Annotated in this window: 15 protein-coding genes and 1 tRNA gene; 11 read left to right on the forward strand and 5 right to left on the reverse strand. The window is 65.4% G+C overall.

Features of this window, described 5'->3' with window-relative positions; translation table 11 throughout:
* The first annotated feature begins 119 nt into the window (after window positions 1-119).
* From KUW62_RS00330 to KUW62_RS00350, 5 genes are all read left to right on the forward strand, one after another.
* Entirely contained in the window at window positions 120-854 is a 735-nt protein-coding gene (locus tag KUW62_RS00330) for a TVP38/TMEM64 family protein (protein WP_224813526.1), read from the forward strand.
* Between the two features lie 2 nt (window positions 855-856).
* Window positions 857-2,275 (forward strand): NAD(P)/FAD-dependent oxidoreductase, encoded by a 1,419-nt coding sequence (locus KUW62_RS00335; protein WP_224813527.1) that lies wholly within the window; start codon window positions 857-859, stop codon window positions 2,273-2,275.
* Window positions 2,276-2,328: 53 nt separating this feature from the next.
* Window positions 2,329-3,714, forward strand: a complete 1,386-nt coding sequence (locus tag KUW62_RS00340) for a sensor histidine kinase (RefSeq protein WP_224813528.1) — start codon at window positions 2,329-2,331, stop codon at window positions 3,712-3,714.
* A gap of 46 nt (window positions 3,715-3,760) precedes the next feature.
* Window positions 3,761-3,837: transfer RNA gene (locus KUW62_RS00345), tRNA-Arg, on the forward strand.
* Window positions 3,838-3,972: 135 nt separating this feature from the next.
* A complete protein-coding gene (locus KUW62_RS00350) occupies window positions 3,973-4,500 on the forward strand; it encodes a GNAT family N-acetyltransferase (RefSeq protein WP_224813529.1) in 528 nt (175 codons plus the stop codon).
* 70 nt (window positions 4,501-4,570) lie between these two features.
* On the opposite strand, the gene KUW62_RS00355 is transcribed toward KUW62_RS00350, so the two are convergent.
* From KUW62_RS00355 to KUW62_RS00375, 5 genes are all read right to left on the reverse strand, one after another.
* Window positions 4,571-6,277, reverse strand: a complete 1,707-nt coding sequence (locus KUW62_RS00355; RefSeq protein WP_224813530.1) for a hydantoinase B/oxoprolinase family protein — start codon at window positions 6,275-6,277, stop codon at window positions 4,571-4,573.
* The gene (locus tag KUW62_RS00360) at window positions 6,274-8,370 is read right to left on the reverse strand and encodes a hydantoinase/oxoprolinase family protein (protein ID WP_224813531.1); all 2,097 of its coding nucleotides are present in this window, start codon (window positions 8,368-8,370) and stop codon (window positions 6,274-6,276) included. The genes KUW62_RS00355 and KUW62_RS00360 overlap by 4 nt, the downstream gene beginning before the upstream one ends.
* Before the next feature lie 69 nt (window positions 8,371-8,439).
* Window positions 8,440-9,375 carry a LysR family transcriptional regulator gene (locus KUW62_RS00365; RefSeq protein WP_224813532.1) on the reverse strand — a complete coding sequence of 312 codons (936 nt, stop codon included), beginning with the start codon at window positions 9,373-9,375 and terminating at the stop codon, window positions 8,440-8,442.
* A 79-nt stretch (window positions 9,376-9,454) separates the two neighbouring features.
* Window positions 9,455-9,742 carry a DUF1330 domain-containing protein gene (locus tag KUW62_RS00370; protein WP_224813533.1) on the reverse strand — a complete coding sequence of 96 codons (288 nt, stop codon included), beginning with the start codon at window positions 9,740-9,742 and terminating at the stop codon, window positions 9,455-9,457.
* Window positions 9,735-10,427, reverse strand: coding sequence for a GntR family transcriptional regulator (locus tag KUW62_RS00375; protein WP_224813534.1), 693 nt, complete (start codon window positions 10,425-10,427; stop codon window positions 9,735-9,737). Before KUW62_RS00375 ends, KUW62_RS00370 begins: the two co-directional genes overlap by 8 nt.
* Before the next feature lie 102 nt (window positions 10,428-10,529).
* Between KUW62_RS00375 and KUW62_RS00380 the strand changes: the two genes are divergently transcribed.
* From KUW62_RS00380 to KUW62_RS00405, 6 genes are all read left to right on the forward strand, one after another.
* Window positions 10,530-11,132, forward strand: a complete 603-nt coding sequence (locus tag KUW62_RS00380) for an amino acid synthesis family protein (protein ID WP_224813535.1) — start codon at window positions 10,530-10,532, stop codon at window positions 11,130-11,132.
* Complete coding sequence (locus KUW62_RS00385; protein WP_224813536.1) at window positions 11,107-11,913, forward strand: alpha/beta fold hydrolase; 807 nt, start codon at window positions 11,107-11,109, stop codon at window positions 11,911-11,913. The genes KUW62_RS00380 and KUW62_RS00385 overlap by 26 nt, the downstream gene beginning before the upstream one ends.
* A gap of 2 nt (window positions 11,914-11,915) precedes the next feature.
* Window positions 11,916-12,953 carry an LLM class flavin-dependent oxidoreductase gene (locus KUW62_RS00390; protein WP_224813537.1) on the forward strand — a complete coding sequence of 346 codons (1,038 nt, stop codon included), beginning with the start codon at window positions 11,916-11,918 and terminating at the stop codon, window positions 12,951-12,953.
* Between the two features lie 10 nt (window positions 12,954-12,963).
* Window positions 12,964-14,430, forward strand: coding sequence for an aldehyde dehydrogenase (locus KUW62_RS00395; protein ID WP_224813538.1), 1,467 nt, complete (start codon window positions 12,964-12,966; stop codon window positions 14,428-14,430).
* 207 nt (window positions 14,431-14,637) lie between these two features.
* On the forward strand, window positions 14,638-16,749 hold the full coding sequence (locus KUW62_RS00400) for a YjbH domain-containing protein (protein ID WP_224813539.1): 2,112 nt from the start codon (window positions 14,638-14,640) through the stop codon (window positions 16,747-16,749).
* A complete protein-coding gene (locus tag KUW62_RS00405) occupies window positions 16,740-17,429 on the forward strand; it encodes a YjbF family lipoprotein (protein ID WP_224813540.1) in 690 nt (229 codons plus the stop codon). The genes KUW62_RS00400 and KUW62_RS00405 overlap by 10 nt, the downstream gene beginning before the upstream one ends.
* The last annotated feature ends 96 nt before the right edge of the window (window positions 17,430-17,525 follow it).

Here is a 17,525-nt window from a genome sequence, read left to right on the forward strand (position 1 = left end):
CGCCGTCACGAAAACGCGCATTCCTGTCACGCCACATCAAGCGCCCGTGAGGGGGGATGTCGCGCTTGCGCAACATGGCGCATTTAGGGTCCAACTTGAAGGATAGGGACACCGGAAAGATGACAGACAGCGTGACAGAGCCATCGAAGGCCAGTTGGACGAAGTATTTGCCGCTTGCCGTCATCGTGATCGGTGCGGCGCTCGCCTATTATTTCTTCCGCGATTACCTCAGTTTCCAGGCGCTCGCCGACAATCGTGAGGCGCTTATCGCGTTTCGGGATGCCAATTACGTCCTGACCGCTGCGGTCTTCGTCCTGATCTACGCGCTGATCGTGGCCTTTTCCCTGCCCGGTGCGACCATCGCCACGCTGACCGGCGGGTTCCTCTTCGCCACGTTCCCCGGCGCGCTTTTCAACATCACCGGGGCCACGTTGGGGGCCACGGCCATCTTCCTTGCCGCGCAGACCAGCTTTGGCGCCCGGCTTGGGGCAAGGCTGGAGGGCTCGGAAGGTCTGACCAAGCGCGTGAAGGATGCCATCGACGAAAACCAGTGGTCGGCGCTGTTCCTGCTGCGCCTTGTGCCGGCGGTGCCGTTCTTCATGGCCAACCTGATCCCCGCCTTTCTTGAAGTGCCGCTGCGGCGCTACGTGATCTCCACCTTCTTCGGCATCATGCCGGGGGCCATCGTCTACACCTCCGTCGGCGCGGGCCTGGGCGAGGTGTTCGAGCGGGGAGAAACCCCTGACCTCGGGATCATTTTCGAGCCGCAGGTGTTGTTGCCCATATTGGGCCTGTGCGCGCTGGCGGCCTTGCCTGTCATCCTCAAGGCCGTGCGCGGCAAGAAAGGCCTCTGACCATGTCGACGATTGAAACCGATATCTGCGTCATCGGCGCAGGCTCCGGCGGGCTGTCGGTGGCGGCCGGTGCCGTGCAGATGGGCGCGAAGGTGGTGCTGCTCGAAGGGCACCTGATGGGCGGCGATTGCCTGAACTTCGGCTGCGTGCCGTCCAAGGCGCTGCTGGCCGCCGGTCACAAGGCGCACGAGACATCGGAGGCGGAATTCGGTGTGGCGGGCCACGACCCCGCGCCCGACTACGCCGCCGCCAAGGACCACGTACAGGCCGTGATCGAGGAGATTGCACCTGTCGACAGCCAGGAGCGGTTCGAGGGCTTGGGCGTCCACGTCATCCGCGAATTCGGGCGGTTCATCAGCGAGACCGAGGTGCAGGCGGGCGAGCATGTCATCAAGGCGCGCCGCTTTGTCATCGCCACCGGGTCCCGCCCGTTTGTCCCGCCGATCCCCGGCCTCGACACGGTCCCGCACCACACCAACGAGACGATCTTCGATCTGCGCGAGCGGCCCGAGCATCTGATCATCATCGGGGGCGGCCCCATCGGCATGGAAATGGCCCAGGCGCATCGGCGGCTGGGCTCCAGGGTGACGGTGCTGGAAGGCGCCAAGGCCATGGGCAAGGATGATCCGGAGGCCGCCGCCCTTGTGCTGGAACATCTGCGCGCCGAGGGGATCGAGATCGTCGAGGGGGCCACGGCCTCCAATATCAGCGGCTCGGACGGGGCGATCATTGTGGAGACGGAGGATGGCCCGAGCTTCACCGGCACCCACCTTCTGGTCGCCGTGGGGCGCGCGGTGAATGTCGACAAGCTGGACCTCGAGAAGGCGGGCGTGGATTACGACCGCAAGGGCGTGACGGTCGATGCGGGCCTGCGCTCCACCAACAAGCGGGTCTATGCGGTGGGGGACGTGGCGGGCGGCTTTCAGTTCACCCATGTCGCGGGCTACCACGCGGGTGTCATCATCCGACCCATGCTCTTCGGCCTGCCCGCCAAGGCGCGCACCGATCACATCCCCTGGGCCACCTATACCTCGCCCGAACTGGCGCAGGTCGGTATGACGGAGGCCGAGGCGCGCGAGGCGCACGGGGACAAGCTCTTCGTCGCGCGTGCCGAGTTCGAACATAACGACCGCGCCATCGCCACGGGACAGAAGGCCGGCTTCGTGAAGGTCATGGTCGTCAAGGGCAAGCCGGTGGGCGCCACGATCGTCGGCCCGCAGGCGGGCGAATTGATCCAATTGTGGTCCATGGCCATCGCCAACAAGCTGAAGATGAGCGCCGTGGCCAACATGGTCGCCCCCTATCCGACGCTGGGAGAGATTAACAAACGTGCCGCGAGCGCGTATTTCACTCCCAAACTATTCGACAGCCCGCTGGTAAAACGTGTCGTGGGCATCGTGCAGGGCTTCGGTCGCCCCTGATCCGGGGGCGATCCACTGACACCGGCCCCTCGGGGCCATCCGGGGGGCGGCGTTTGGCCAACTCACTATCAGGGCGGTTTCTGATCCTTACCATCATCTTCGTGATGCTGGCCGAGATCTTCATCTTCGTCCCCTCCATCGCGCGGTTTCGGGAGGATTACCTGCTGGCCCGCCTGGAACGCGCGCAGATCGCATCCCTCGCGCTTCTGGCGACAGACGGGATGATCGACGATGAGCTGGAATACGAGCTTCTGGAAAACGCCGAAGTCCTCAACGTCGTGTTGCGCCGGGATGCGGTGCGGCAGCTGATCCTGTCCACCGACGGGATGGAGCCGATCTCCGCCAGTTTCGATTTGCGTGATCCGCCAGCCTGGGAACTGGTCCGCGACGCCACGCGACGCATCCTGGAGACGGAGGACCAGAACATTCGCGTGATCGGCGAACCGGTGCGGGAGGCGGGGCTGCTGATCGAGGTGACGATGCAGACGGCCCCCCTGCGCATGGCGATGATCGACTACGGCATCCGCATCCTGATCCTGTCGGCGGTGATCTCCGTTTTCACGGCGATCCTTCTGTTCGTCTCCGTCCGCATCTTGATGGTGAACCCGATCAAGCGCGTGGTGGGGTCTATGATGAGCTACGCGGAGGCACCGGACGACGCAAACCGCATCATCCAGCCCCGCGGCACGGTGCGCGAATTGCGCAACGCGGAGGAGGCGCTGCACGGGATGCAGACACAGCTGACCTCCCTTCTGCGGCAGCGGGAGAGGTTGGCGCAACTCGGCGAAGCGGTTGCCAAGATCAGCCACGACCTGCGCAACATGCTGTCGGTCGCCACGCTCGTCGCGGACAGGTTGGAGACGATCCCCGACCCCACCGTGCAGCGCATCGCGCCCAAGTTGATCAATTCGCTCAGCCGCGCGATCAACCTGACCGAAGCCACGCTCGCCTTCGGCCGGGCGGAGGAGCCTGCGCCCAAGCTCGACCGCGTCACGCTGCTGCCGTTGGTCGATGACGTGCTGGACAACGACAATCTCGCCCAAGGTGACGGGGAAGTCAGCTATGACACAGACATCCCCGCCGACATCGTGGTGCGCGCGGACCCCGAACAATTGCACCGCGTCCTGTCGAACCTGGTGCGCAATGCCCGCCAGGCCATCACCGCCACCCACAAGCCCGGAGAGATCACGGTCCGCGCGCGCGCCCATGACGATGGCTGGTGCATCGAGATCTGCGATACCGGCCCCGGCCTGCCCCAGAAGGCGCAGGAGAACCTGTTCAAGCCCTTCTCCACGGCCAGCAAGGTGGGCGGGACCGGCCTTGGCCTTGCGATCTGTTCGGAAATCCTGCGCGGCCATGGCGGGCGACTGGAGTTGAAATCAACCGGGCCCGAGGGCACGACCTTCGCCCTGTTTCTGCCCGGCGGCGTGGCCACCTGATTGCCCCTTGCACTGGGTCGGACCCTTCGGTAAGTCAAGCCCGCGTGCGCTGGTAGCTCAGTTGGATAGAGTACTTGACTACGAATCAAGGGGTCGGGGGTTCGAATCCTCCCCAGCGCGCCATTTCCCGACATTGAGATACTCGCGTATCGTATTGCGCGGCCAGGACATGGTGCAGCCTGCGGTGGCGTTGGCCGGCCGCGTTGACCCATCCTCGCAGATCGTTACTTTCGTCCGTCTCCAATCCACGGGCCGCAGATGACCAGCACCGTCGTCCACGAAACAGAGCGTCTGACCCTGCAAACCTGGGAGCTGGACGACTTCGCCGCCTTTGCGCCCATCGCGCGCGATCCGGCGGTGATGCACTTTATCGCCGACGGGAAGGCGTGGCCGGACAGCCGGATCGGCTGGTTCATGGGGTTGCAGCGCGCACATCAGCACAGCCTGGGCTATTGCTGCTGGAAACTGATCGAGCGGGAGACGGGCGACCTCATCGGGTTTTGTGGGATTGCGCCGGTTTTCAATCTGGATGAGACGGAGATCGGGTGGTGGCTGAAGCAATCCCACTGGGGGCAGGGCTATGCGTCTGAGGCTGCGCATTGCGTGGCCGATGCGGCGTTCGCCGTTCACGGGTTGGACCGTCTGGTCGCGCGGGTTTACGAGGACAATGCAGCCTCAAGACGCCTGATCGGGAAACTCGGCATGACATTCGATCGCGTGATTGATCGCACCGATCTTGGCACCGTCCTGATGTTCGAGACGCATCGGACACCGTCCGGTCGGTGAAGGCAGGTTAGTCGGATCGCTTGTCGTGGTGGTCTGGCCCGGGCCCGGCGCGGTCGCGCGCGCCCGTCGATCACACATTCTCACCGCGCGCCACGGCCTGCCTGACCTCGTCGATCTCGGCCTCCGACAGCCCGTAATCCGCCTGCGCCATCTCTGCCGATATGTAACCGCGCGCAAGGTCGCGTTTGACTTGCGCCTTGGGTCGGTCTTCCGGCGCGCCGTAGCCTGCGCCGCCGGGGAAGGCCATCATCACCTTGCGGCCATGGGGTACGAATTGCTTGCCCTTGCCCTTCATCAATGTGCCGTCATCCTGCGCGATAATCGTGGGCGCGCCGGGTTTTCCGCCGCGACGGCCCCTTGCGGGATGATCGACGCGGTCGAACATGGCCTGGATGTCGAATTCATGCCCCTCCCGCGCGCCGACTTCCATGTATTGGCCAAGCCCGCCCCGCCGCTTGCCCGCCCCGCCCGATCCGGGGCGAAGCTCCTTGCGCCAGATGATGACCGGCCCGGCATGTTCGGTCGCTTCCACCGGCATCGTCATCACGCCGGACGGGAAGGCGGTGGCATTCAGGCCGTCATGGTCGGGCCGCGCGCCGGAGCCGCCGGAATTGAACGTCAGAACCTCCGACCGCCGCGCGTCCGGAGGGGCGGGGGCATCGGTGCGCGGCCTCAGCGAGACCTGGAAATTGCACAGGCACCCGGCCCCTTCGGCGGGCACCAGGCCCGGCACGATCTTGTCGAAGGCATCGAAGACGGTATCGGGCACGAAATGGCCCACGATATGGCGCAGCGCAACGGGCGCGGGGTGGACGGCATTGACGATGGTGTCGACCGGCGCCGTCACCACGAACGGGGCCAGCGAGGCGGCGTTGTTCGGGATTTCGGGCGCGATCGCGACCTTCAGGGCATAGCAGGCATAGGCCTTGGTATAGACCATGGGGCAGTTGATACCCTTCTTGTCGACGCCGGACGTCCCGTCGAAATCGGTGACGATCCGATCCTCCTCAACCGTCACGCGCACCTTCAGGGTGATGGGCGTGGCGAAGCCGTCGATGATCATCTCGCCCTCGGCGGAGCTGCGGGGCAGGGCGGCGATCCGCTCCAACGTGGCGCGGCGGGAATTGTCGAGGATGAAGGCGGCGATCCCGTCCAGGTCGCGCAGCCCGAACTCCTCCATCATTTCGGTCAGGCGCCGGTGCCCGATCTCGTTGCAGGTGGCCAGCGCATGGATATCGCCGATCAACTGATCGGGTTCGCGCACATTGCCGCGGATGATACGCACCAGCGTCTCGTCCACATGCCCGCGATCCGCGAATTTCATGATCGGGATATAGAGCCCTTCCTCAAAGACGCTGGCCGCATCGGCCCCGAAACCGCGCCCGCCGATGTCGACGACATGCGCGGTGCAGGCGAAAAAACCCGCCAGCTTCCCGTCGAAAAAGGACGGCGTGACCATGGTGATGTCATGGAGGTGGCCCGTCCCCTCCCACGGGTCGTTGGTGATGTAGACATCGCCCTCACAGATATTCTCCCGCCCGATCCGGCGGATGAAGTGGGGCACGGCATCGGCCATCGCGTTGACATGGCCGGGGGTCCCGGTGACGGCCTGGGCCAGCATTCGCCCCGCCACGTCATAGACACCCGCCGACAGATCGCCCGCCTCCCGCACGGAGGTGGAGAAGGCAGTGCGCACGAGCGCCTGGGCCTGTTCCTCCACCACCGAAATCAGACGGTTCCACATGACCTGGTAGGCGACGTTGCTGGGTTCGGTCATGGCGTGCCTCCGGCAACGGGTTTGGACGTTATCTCCACGCAACCGTCGCTGGCGCGGATCGCGTCGCGGCTGGCGGGGATTATGATGGTGGTCTCCGCCTCCACGATGGCGGCGGGGCCTTGGGCGACCTGCCCGGTCTGCAAGCTGTCGCGCTCCACAACCTGCGCCTGCAGGACCTTGACCTGCACCGGGTCGAAGAGGTCGCGGGTGCCGGTGGCGGCGGCTGCGCCGGTGATGTCGTAGGGGTCAAGCGGGTCCACCCCTTGCGGCGGGGTCGTGGCATTCACGGACCAGACCGTGATTTCCACATCCATGCCCGCGACAATGCGCGCGAAGAGCTTGGTATATTCCTCCTCGAACCGGCGCTGGAATGTCTCCGCATCGGGGGACATGGCTTGTGCCTCGCTCAGCGGGATGGGGATCTCCCAGCCCTGCCCGGCATAGCGCATATAGACCTTGAACTCGTTCAGGATCTCCGCCGTTGCATCGCAACTGCGCACGAACCCCGTCGCCTCCGCCTGCAGATCCGCCAGGAGCGTCTTGATCGTGTCCGCATCGAAATCCGACAGCCGCATGTAGACGGAGCGGTTTGCCTCGAACGAATAGGGCGCGCGCAGGAAACCGATGGCGCTGCCCACGCCCGCGCCGGGGGGGACCAGGCAACGCGCGATCCCCAGCTTCTCGCACAGGCGTCCGGCATGGAGTGGCGCGGCGCCGCCAAACGCGATCATGGTGTAATCGCTCAGGTCTTCGCCGTTCTCAACCGCGTGGACCCGGGCGGCATTGGCCATGTTCTCATCCACGACCTCGGCCACGCCGAATGCCGCCTCGACCGTGTCCATGTCGAGCGTCTCGCCGATCTGCGCGCGCAACGCATCGGCGGAGGCTGACGGGTCCAGCGCGATCGACCCGCCCGCGAAATTGTCGGGGTCGAGCTTGCCGAGGATCAAATCGGCATCGGTCACGGCGGGCCTTTCGCCGCCCCGCCCGTAACAGGCCGGACCGGGTTCCGAGCCTGCGCTTTCCGGCCCCACCCGGATCTGGCGCATCGCATCCACATGGGCGAGCGACCCGCCGCCCGCCCCAATCTCCACCATGTCGATCACGGGAATGGAAATGGGCATCCCCGATCCCTTCTTGAACCGGTAGGTCCGCGCCACCTCGAACACGCGGGAGGTCTTGGGCGTCTGGTTCTTGATCAGGCAGATCTTCGCGGTCGTGCCGCCCATGTCGAAGGACAGGACCTTGTCCAGCCCGTGGCGCGCCGCGATATGGGCCGCGAACACCGCGCCGCCCGCAGGCCCGGATTCCACCAGGCGCACCGGAAACTCCGCCGCGTTCTCAAGCGAGATGATGCCGCCGCCCGAATGCATCAGGAAGATCGCGCATCCCACCCCTTCCGCCCGCAAGCGGCCTTCCAGACGGCCCAGGTAGGATTTCATCAGCGGCTTGATATAGGCGTTGGCCACGACGGTGTTGAACCGCTCATATTCGCGCATCTGGGGGGAGACTTCGCAGGACAGCGATACCATCGCGTCCGGCATCTTTTCGGCCAGAACGTCCCGCACCAGAACCTCATGTTCATCGTTGAGGTAGGAATGGATCAGCCCCACCGCGACACTCTCGAAACCCGCCGCCGCGATCTGGTCGACAACCGGCTCCACCTCGGCGCGGGTCAGGGGCTTGAGCACATGGCCCAGGGCATCCACCCGGCCCGGCACGGTAAAGCGCATCTGGCGCGGCAGAAGCGGCTCGGGCAGGTTGAGGTTCAGGTCATATTGCTCGAACCGGGATTCCGTCCGCATCTCGATCACGTCCCGGAAGCCTTCGGTGGTGATCAGCGCGGTCTTCGCGCCCCGCCGCTCGATCAGTGCGTTGGTAGCCAGGGTCGTGCCGTGGATGATCTGGTCGATCTGGTCGGGCGTCACACCGGCCTTGGCGCAGACCTGCCCCATCCCGTCGATGATCGCATCCTCCGGCGCGGCATAGGTCGTCAGCACCTTGGTGGAGAATTGCGCCGCCCCGCGTTCCAGAACGACGTCCGTGAACGTGCCGCCGATATCGACGCCCAATCGGATAGAGGAATGAGTCATGGGATCGGACCTTCGTGCGTTGCTGCGCCAGTCTGCAGTCCGACGGCGATCAGTTCCAATTATTTTCTTCTATTGCGGCGATCGAACCGGTTGATGTCCTGCGCGGAATGTATCGGCGGCGACCTGCACGGCCAGGTCCGCCACCGTTCCCAGGAATGTCGGGGCGCGGTCGGCCTGGTACCGGGCCGCGAACCGCAGGGGCGTGGGTGTCCAGTCGACGTCCACTTGCGCGAGCGTGCCTTGGGCCAGGTCGCGACGCACCAGCGCCTCGGGCAGCAGGGTCACACCCATCCCGTCGGCGGCCATCTGCACGCAGGAGGCGAGGCTGCTGGACGACACGATCCGCGCGCTGGGCAGCCCCTGCGCCGCGATCTGGGCGGCCAGTTCCCCGTAGGCCTGCGTGTGGCGGGCATGGGTCAGGATGGAATGAGGCAGAAGGTCCGCAAGGCCGGGGCGCGCGGGCAATTGCCTGGCGATGGCGGGCGTCGCGACCCAGATATAGGGCGCGTGGCCCAGGTCCAGCGCACCGCTGGCGGCACTGGCGAAGGGCGCCGTCTGCACCGCAAGGTCCAGCCGCCGCGCCGCCATTTCGGAATCAAGGGTGTGGGACAGATCGACCGTCAGTTCGACATTTAACGCCGGATACGCGGCCTTGATGGCGCGCAGATAGGCGTGCAGCCAGGTGCAGGCGACCAGTTCCGTCACCCCCAGGCGCAACCTGTCGGTCACCAGATCGGGCCGATCCGCCACCTCCACGACCCGTTCCGCGGCGCGCAAGGTGGTCCGGGCGGCGTCCAGAACCTCTGCCCCCTTGTCGGTCATCCGGATGGAGCCCGCATCGCGCTGCATCAACACGGTGCCGAGGGTCTTTTCCAGCCCGGCGATCCGCGCGGAGATATTGGGCTGCGTCGTGCCAAGATGGGTCGCCGCCTTGCGGAAGGATCCAAGGTCCGCCACCCATATCAGGGCTTCGAGTTGTTTGAGGGTCAGGGTCGATCCGATCATCGCCGCGCGCTCCTTGCTATTGTGCAGGGATTTATCATCGCGCGTCTTGGCGATACAGGAAATCTATCTTCGCCTAGCCCTATAGCCCCTCGACGATGACGATACGGGCCTCGCAGGCCCCGGCCCGACGGTCGCGCGCGGTGCGGTACTCGGCGGAATGGTAGCAGGCCAGCGCGTCTTCCTTGCTGCCGAATTCAATGACGACGTGCCGTTCGAACTCCGCGCCTTCCAACGTCTGCGCATCGCCGCCACGGGCAAGGAACTTCGCGCCGTATTTCGCGAAGGCGGCGGGGGCGTGCCGCTGATAGCCCGCATACCGTGCCGCATCGGTGATGGTGACGCTCGCGATCCAATATCCTTTAGGCATCGGCCTCGTCCTTCAGGAACGCCCGCGCGGTTGCCGACGCCTCCGCGATATGGGTCTCCACCGCGGTGCGCGCGGCCGGCTCATCACGGGCCAGGATCGCGTCATGGATGGCGTTCATGTGGTCCATGCCCGGCTTGTCATGGTCCCGCGCAGCGATGGTCAGGGCCCGCAGGCGGCTGATCCGGCCATTGAGGCGCTGCACGATTTCCCAAGCGATGGTGTGACCGGCCTCCTGAAAGATCAGTTCATAGAAGGCGGTTGTCGCCTGCATCAGATCGGCCCAGATGTCGTCTTGCATCGTGGCGGCAACGGCCTCCAGCGCCTCGGTCAGAAGGGGTCGGAATGCGGCGCCGTGAACCAGCGCGCATTTGCCCGCCGCGGCGCTTTCCAGCTGGCGGCGCACATCGTAGATCTGCTTGGCCTGATCCCAGGATAGCCTCGCCACGATCGGCCCCCGGTTCGGAACGATCTCCACCAATCCTTCGGCTTCGAGGTAGCGGATCGTCTCTCGGATCACGGTGCGGCTGACGCCCAGTTGATCGCAGAGCGGGCGTTCCACGAGCCGTTGGCCCGGTTCGAAATGGCCGCCGATGATCGCCTCCCGCATGCGGATCTGCACCACGTCGCGAAGGGTCTGGGGCGCGTGGTTGATCTTGTCGAGGACGGGCGGCGCGGGAAGGGTCATGCCTTGGGCGTAGCAGCCCGGGCGCGGGGCAACAAGAATTATTGACATACCGTCATATGGTATACCAACTTAAGCGGGCGAAACCTGAGCCCGGAATCACCCATGCCCGCCGAGATCCGAAAGACCCTGCTGCACGTCGAGAACACGCTGATCGAAGGCGGCAAGGCGGCGGAACCGCCGCTGGTGCTGATCGCCGCCATGGCGGTCATCCGGAATCCATGGGCCGGGCAGGGCTTCGTGGAGGATCTCAAGCCCGCGATCCAGGATTGCGCGCCGGGCCTGGGCGCGCTTCTGACCGGGATAGTGCTGGAGGCGGCGGGCGGTGGCGACAGGGTCGAAGGCTACGGAAAATCCGCAATCGTCGGCCTGAATGGCGAGGTCGAACATGCCTCCGCCCTGATCCACACACTGAGCTTCGGAAACCATTACCGGCAGGCGGTGGGCGCGAAATCCTACCTGTCGTTCTGCAACACGCGCGGGCCGGCCAATGCGCCGCTTATGATCCCGCTGATGGACAAGAACGACGGGGGGCGGCGGTCCCACTACCTGACGATCCAGACGTCGATTGCCGATGCGCCCGCGGCGGATGAGATCGTGGTGGCCCTGGGCGCGTCGATCGGCGGGCGGCCGCATCACCGGATCGGGGACCGGTATCAAGACCTCAGGGATTTGGGCCACGATGTCGACAATCCTGCATCTGTCTGAGCGCAAGGTCGCTTGCCACGTGGCGGGGCGGGGCGCGCCGCTGGTGCTGATCCACGGGGTCGGCCTGAATGCGGCGGCTTGGGCCCCGCAGGTGGAGGTTTTGTCCCGGACCCATCGGGTGTTTGCGTTGGACATGCCCGGCCATGGCGGCAGCGATCCCTTGCCGCGCGGTGCTGAATTGCCGGATTTCGTGGCTTGGTGCGCGGATGCGATTGCCGCTTTGGACGTGGGCCCGGTCAGCCTTGCGGGGCATTCCATGGGCGCGCTGATCGCCGCGGGCGTCGCGGTGACGCGGCCCGAACGGGTGGCGCGCCTGGCCCTGCTCAACCCCGTCCACCGCCGTCCGCCCGCGGCGCGCGACGCGGTGGAGGCGCGTGCGAAGCGGATCGCGGCAGGGGAGGTCGACGCGCAGGCCCCGCTGGACCGGTGGTTCACCGAAGATCAGGCCACCCCGCGTGCGCAGGTTGCAAAATGGCTCAGCGCCGTGGATCGCGATGGGTATGCGACGGCCTACGCGGCATTCGCCCGCGGTGATGCGACCTATGCGGACGATTTGCCGGATATCGCCTGCCCGGTCCTCGTCCTGACCGGCGCGGATGACCCGAATTCCACACCCGCCATGGCGCGGGCGATGGCGGCGGCGGCGCAGGATGGGGAGGCGATCATCATCCCCGGCCACCGTCACATGGTCAACTTGACGGCCCCGGCGGCAGTCACGGCGCATCTGGCCCATTGGCTGTCGCGCGATCCAACAGCGAACCCACGCAAAAGGGAGGCATGAAAATGCGGTTCTCACTCTTCGTGCATATGGAGCGGACGGCGCCCGATCAGGATCAGCGGGTCCTTTATGAGGAATTCGTGGAACTGGCGAAGATGGCCGATAAGGGCGGGATGCACGCGGTCTGGACGGGGGAGCATCACGGGATGGATTTCACCGTCGCGCCGAACCCTTTCCTGAACCTCATCGACCTGGCCCATCAGACCGAGCATGTGCGCCTTGGCACCGGCACGATCATCGCGCCCTTCTGGCATCCGATCCGGCTGGCGGGGGAGGCGGCGATGACGGACCTGATTACGCGAGGCCGCCTTGATCTGGGCATCGCGCGGGGGGCTTACAGTTATGAATACGAGCGCATGGTGCCGGGCATGGATGCGTGGGATGCGGGTCAGCGAATGCGGGAGGTGATCCCGGCGATCAAGGGGCTTTGGGCGGGGGATTACGCCCATGACGGCACCTATCATTCCTTCCCCGCCACCACGTCCACGCCGCGTCCGGTGCAGGCGGGCGGTCCGCCGATCTGGGTTGCGGCGCGCGATCCCAACAGCCACGAATTCGCCGTAGCCCATGGCTGCAACGTGCAGGTCACGCCCCTGTGGCAGGGCGATGGGGAGATCACGAAGCTGATGGAGACGTTCAACGCGGCTTGCGAGAAATTCTCCGATGTCCCTCGCCCGCAGATCATGTTGCTCAACCACACCTATATCGCGTCCGATGCTGACGATGCGCGGCAGGCGGCGGAGGAGATCAACCTATTTTATTGCTACTTCGGAGCGTGGTTCAAAAACGAACGCGCCGTGTCCCGGGGCCGGATTGACCCGCTGAGCGATGCGGAGGTCGCCGCGCATCCGTTCTATTCCGCTGATGCGATGATGCGCGACAACGTGATCGCGACGGCGGGGGACGCGATTTCGCGGATCAAGGGTTACGAGGCGCTGGGATATGACGAATACTCGCTCTGGATCGACAGCGGCATGAGCTTCGAGCGCAAGGTGGCGTCGCTGCGGCGGTTCATCGACGACGTGATGCCGGCCTTCGCCTGAAAGGGATCTGATGGAGCAGTTTCAGCACTATATCGGCGGCGCGTTTTCCGAGGGCACCGCCCGGTTCGAAAGCCGCAATCCGGCAACGGGCGAGGTCTGGGCGATGATGCCGGAGGCCCAGGCAGAGGACGTGAATGCCGCTGTGGAGGCCGCCCATGCCGCGTTTCGTAGCCCGGACTGGGCGGGGTTGAGCGCCACGGCGCGCGGCAAGCTGCTCTACCGTCTGGCCGACCTGATCGCTGAGAACGCGGAGGTGCTGGCGCGGTTGGAGACGCGCGATACCGGTAAGATCATCCGCGAAACCTCCGCCCAGGTGGCGTATGTGGCGGAGTATTACCGATACTATGCCGGGCTGGCAGACAAGATCGAAGGGGCGCATCTGCCCATCGACAAGCCGGATATGGAGGTCTGGCTGCGCCGGGAGCCCGTCGGCGTGGTCGCCGCCATTGTGCCGTGGAACTCGCAGCTGTTCCTGTCGGCGGTGAAGATCGGCCCGGCGCTGGCGGCGGGCTGCACGATGGTGCTGAAGGCATCGGAGGATGGCCCGGCACCGATGCTGGAATTCGCGCGCATCTTTGACCGCGCGGGTTTTCCGCCCGGTGTGCTGAACGTGGTCACGGGCTTCGGGTCCGATTGCGGGGCGGTCCTGACCTCTCACCCCAAGGTGTCGCATGTGGCGTTCACCGGCGGGCCGGGCACCGCGCGGGCGGTTGTGCGCAATTCGGCGGAAAACCTGGCCTCCACATCCCTGGAGCTGGGGGGCAAATCCCCGTTCATCGTGTTCGCCGATGCCGATCTGGATTCGGCGGTGAATGCCCAGGTCTCCGGCATCTTCGCGGCGACCGGGCAAAGCTGCGTGGCGGGGTCGCGGTTGTTGGTGGAGCACGCGATCAAGGACGCGTTTCTGGAGCGGTTGAAGGACAAGGCTGAAGCGGTGGTCATCGGGCCGCCCGACGATATGAGCACGGAGGTCGGGCCACTTTGCACAAGGGCGCAGGTGGACCGCGCGGCGGATCTGGTGGCCCGGTCGGTTGCGATGGGCGCGCGGCTTGTGACCGGTGGGCAGGCGCTGGATCGGGCCGGCACCTATTTTCCGCCCACCATCGTCGATTGCACCGATACGCCAGACGCGCCCTGCCTGACGGAGGAGGTTTTCGGCCCCGTCCTGTCGGTCCAGAGTTTCGAGACAGAGGCGGAGGCCGTGGAACTGGCCAATGCCACCGAATACGGGCTTGCCTCGGGCGTGTTCACCCGCGATCTGACCCGCGCGCACCGCATGGTCCGCGCGATCGACGCTGGGATCGTCTGGATCAACACCTACCGCGCGGTCAGTCCCATCGCGCCCTTCGGGGGCCATGGCCTATCGGGGCATGGCCGCGAGGGCGGGCTTCAGGCGGCGCTCGACTATACCAAGGTCAAATCGGTCTGGCTGCGCACAAGCGACGATCCGATCCCCGACCCCTTCGTGATGCGATAGTGCCCGGCCGACCGTCTTGGACGTGTTGTTCCTGCACCGCCTGTGGCGGAAACACGCCACCCGCGCTTGCGCCACGGCATTGGCGGCGGCTACTCCGGTAGACAGATGAGCGGGGCGAACTCCGCCACAGTTTGGTGGTAGGCAAAGATCCGGATGCGAAAGTTCCAGGCATACTTGTGTTTTGGTGTGGCAATTGCCGCGCTGGCCGTGCCGACTCATGCCGAACAACCGCGCTCGCTGTCTGTCCGCCCGACGCTGAATTCCTTCGGCATGCCCGGCCTGATCGACATGCCGACCGCCAACAGCAACCCCGATGGGGAGCTGACCTTCACCGGCTCCTATTCCAATGTCGGCGGGCGTGGCACGCTCGCCTTCCAGGTTCTGCCCGATGTCACGGCCTCCTTCCGGTATAGCGGGATCGACCTGACCAATTCGCTGGGCCGCGATCTGGTCTTCGACCGCAGTTTCGATTTGCATTGGCAGGTGGTGGATGAGGGCGCGTGGCTTCCCGCGCTGGCCGTGGGCATCCGCGATATCGGCGGCACCGGGATCTATGGCGGCGAATACATCGTCGCCACGCGGCATCTGGGCGAACAGGATCAGGTTGCCGTCACCGTCGGCATGGGCTGGGGCCGGTTCGGCGGGCGCAACAGCTTCACCAACCCCCTCGGCGTTTTTGATGACAGGTTCGAGACGCGGCCCGCGAGGACCGGCGGAAATGGCGGTACGCTGAATGCGGACCAGTATTTCCGGGGCGATGCGGCCCTGTTTGGCGGGATCGAATGGCAGGCGACGGATCGGCTTCGCGTGCAGCTGGAATATTCATCAGACCTCTATACCGCTGAGGCCGCCGATGGCCTGTTTTCCGCAGACTCGCCCTTCAATATCGGCGCGACCTACGCCTTCTCCGACACTTTGACCGGCAGTGCCTATGTTCTGGGGGGGGAGGTTTTCGGCATCAGCCTGGCCTATGCGATCAACCCCAACCGCCCCTTCATCCCCGCCAGCGCGCTGGATGCGCCGCCGCGCCCGCTTGCCGTGCGCCCCTTGCAGAACGCGCCCTACGACACCGGCTGGGTGAACCAGCCCGGCGGGGCGCAGGTGCTCAGCGATAATTTCGACCAATTGTTCGAAGATCAGGGCCTGCATTTGGTGGCGCTGGACGTCGATGCGCACCGCGCCACGATCCGGGTGCGCAACACGCAATTCAACCACGAATCCCAGGCCCTTGGCCGCGTCCTGCGCGCGATGAGCGCGGCCTTGCCGCCGTCGGTGGAGACGTTCGAGGTGATTTTCGTGGTCAATGATCTGGACACGTCGCGCGTGCGTATTTCCCGCCGCGACCTGGAGCTTCTGGAATTCGATCCCGGCGGCGCGGAACTGGCCCTTGCCGTGGCCGAGATCGAGGATGCGCGCACCACCGCTGATCCGCAGGGTATCGAGGTTCGCATCCCCCAATCGCGCTATAGCTGGGGCATCGGGCCCTATGTCGATGCGTCCTTCTTCGATCCTGACAACCCCATCCTTGTCGATATCGGAGTTGAATTCTCCGGCGAATACCGGTTCGGCAACGGTCTCGTCGCGAGCGGCACCTTGCGCGGCTCCGTCATCGGAAATTTCGAGGATTCGCAGATCGTGAATGCGGGCCGCCCACCGCCGCCCAATCCACCGCCCCCGGTCCGGACGGAGGCCGCGCTCTACCGCCAGCAAGGGCACCTCTATATCCAGGACCTGACGCTAGCCCATTACGCACGGCCGGGTGAAAATCTCTATAGCCGCGTTACGGTCGGCTATCTGGAGAGGATGTATGCCGGCGTCTCGGCCGAGCTTCTGTGGCAGCCCGCTGATTCCCGGCTGGGCCTGGGTATGGAGGTCAATCACGTCTGGCAGCGGGATTACGATGGCGGCTTCGGCCTGCGCGACTACCAGGTCACGTCCGGGCATGTGTCGGCCTATTACCGCCTGAACGACGATTTCGATCTGCAGGTGGATGCCGGGCGATACCTGGCGGGCGATTGGGGCAGCACGATCACCCTTGAGCGTACCTTCGACAATGGCTGGCGGGTAGGCGCGTTTGCGACCTTCACCGATGTGAGTTTTGCCAGCTTCGGCGAAGGCTCCTTCGACAAGGGGATCACCATCGACATCCCGCTGGCCTGGTTCCTGGGCACGTCGAACCGCAACACACAGTCGGGCACGATCCGCCCGGTTCTGCGCGATGGCGGCGCAAGGTTGAACGTGGACGGACGCCTGCACGAGATGGTGATCGACTATACCCGCCCCGCGCTGGAAGAGTCGGAGGCGATGATATGGCGTTGAAGCCGCTTGCCTTCGCCTGTGCCGCGCTGGCCTGCCTTGCGTCCTGCGGCAGCCGTGCCGAAGACCCCGCGCTCAACGCCGTGCGCGGCTTTGCCTCGGATCTCTTGGGCCGCGGTGACGCCGCGCCTGCCGCCCCCGCCGTTGACCCGCGCCAGGTCCTGACGCGCGCGCTGATCGACCGGACGGCGACCCCGCTTTTGCTGGTGGAAAACGCCGCTGCCGGAACCTCCTCCACCGTGGTCATCATCGCCACCAACGGCCCGAACGAGACGTGGCAGGGTGGCGATCCGATCACTTTCACGCTCAGCCGCGAAGGGGTGCTGCGGGCCACACGCGGCTTCATCACCGACCTTTATGCCGCTGACATCGAGGATACCCGTGCGGCATTGGTGAACCGGCGCGCGGGCGTGGTGCAGCGCCTCTACGTGGATGTCGAAGGCGATATCGAGGAGACGCGGGTGGGCTATACCTGCGAGATCGGCTTCGGCGGGGCGGAGCCTGTGACGATCTTCGAGCGGACCCGCAGCCTGACCCGCATGACGGAGACATGCAGCCGCCAGCCCGATGGCGAGAGTTTCGTGAACCGGTACTGGATCGACGGGACGGGGTTCGCCTGGGCGTCCGAACAATGGGCCGGACCGGAGCTTGGGCATTTCCGGTTCGAGCGTCTCTACCGCTGAGCCATCGCGTTACGCCGAAAAACGCGCCCGCGCGCATCGGTAACACATTCCCTCGGCCCGCATCGCCTGATAGCCTGTCGCCAGCAACGGGAGGCA

This window comes from Hasllibacter sp. MH4015, from assembly GCF_020177575.1.
Classification (GTDB): Bacteria; Pseudomonadota; Alphaproteobacteria; order Rhodobacterales; family Rhodobacteraceae; genus Gymnodinialimonas.

Bases quoted from the DNA above. Each gene is read 5' to 3' on its own strand.
- KUW62_RS00330 (WP_224813526.1), top strand. From the start codon at position 120: ATGACAGACAGCGTGACAGAGCCATCGAAGGCCAGTTGGACGAAGTAT.
- KUW62_RS00335 (WP_224813527.1), top strand. From the start codon at position 857: ATGTCGACGATTGAAACCGATATCTGCGTCATCGGCGCAGGCTCCGGC.
- KUW62_RS00350 (WP_224813529.1), top strand. From the start codon at position 3,973: ATGACCAGCACCGTCGTCCACGAAACAGAGCGTCTGACCCTGCAAACC.
- KUW62_RS00355 (WP_224813530.1), bottom strand. From the start codon at position 6,277: ATGACCGAACCCAGCAACGTCGCCTACCAGGTCATGTGGAACCGTCTG.
- KUW62_RS00360 (WP_224813531.1), bottom strand. From the start codon at position 8,370: ATGACTCATTCCTCTATCCGATTGGGCGTCGATATCGGCGGCACGTTC.
- KUW62_RS00365 (WP_224813532.1), bottom strand. From the start codon at position 9,375: ATGATCGGATCGACCCTGACCCTCAAACAACTCGAAGCCCTGATATGG.
- KUW62_RS00370 (WP_224813533.1), bottom strand. From the start codon at position 9,742: ATGCCTAAAGGATATTGGATCGCGAGCGTCACCATCACCGATGCGGCA.
- KUW62_RS00375 (WP_224813534.1), bottom strand. From the start codon at position 10,427: ATGACCCTTCCCGCGCCGCCCGTCCTCGACAAGATCAACCACGCGCCC.
- KUW62_RS00380 (WP_224813535.1), top strand. From the start codon at position 10,530: ATGCCCGCCGAGATCCGAAAGACCCTGCTGCACGTCGAGAACACGCTG.
- KUW62_RS00385 (WP_224813536.1), top strand. From the start codon at position 11,107: ATGTCGACAATCCTGCATCTGTCTGAGCGCAAGGTCGCTTGCCACGTG.
- KUW62_RS00390 (WP_224813537.1), top strand. From the start codon at position 11,916: ATGCGGTTCTCACTCTTCGTGCATATGGAGCGGACGGCGCCCGATCAG.
- KUW62_RS00395 (WP_224813538.1), top strand. From the start codon at position 12,964: ATGGAGCAGTTTCAGCACTATATCGGCGGCGCGTTTTCCGAGGGCACC.
- KUW62_RS00405 (WP_224813540.1), top strand. From the start codon at position 16,740: ATGGCGTTGAAGCCGCTTGCCTTCGCCTGTGCCGCGCTGGCCTGCCTT.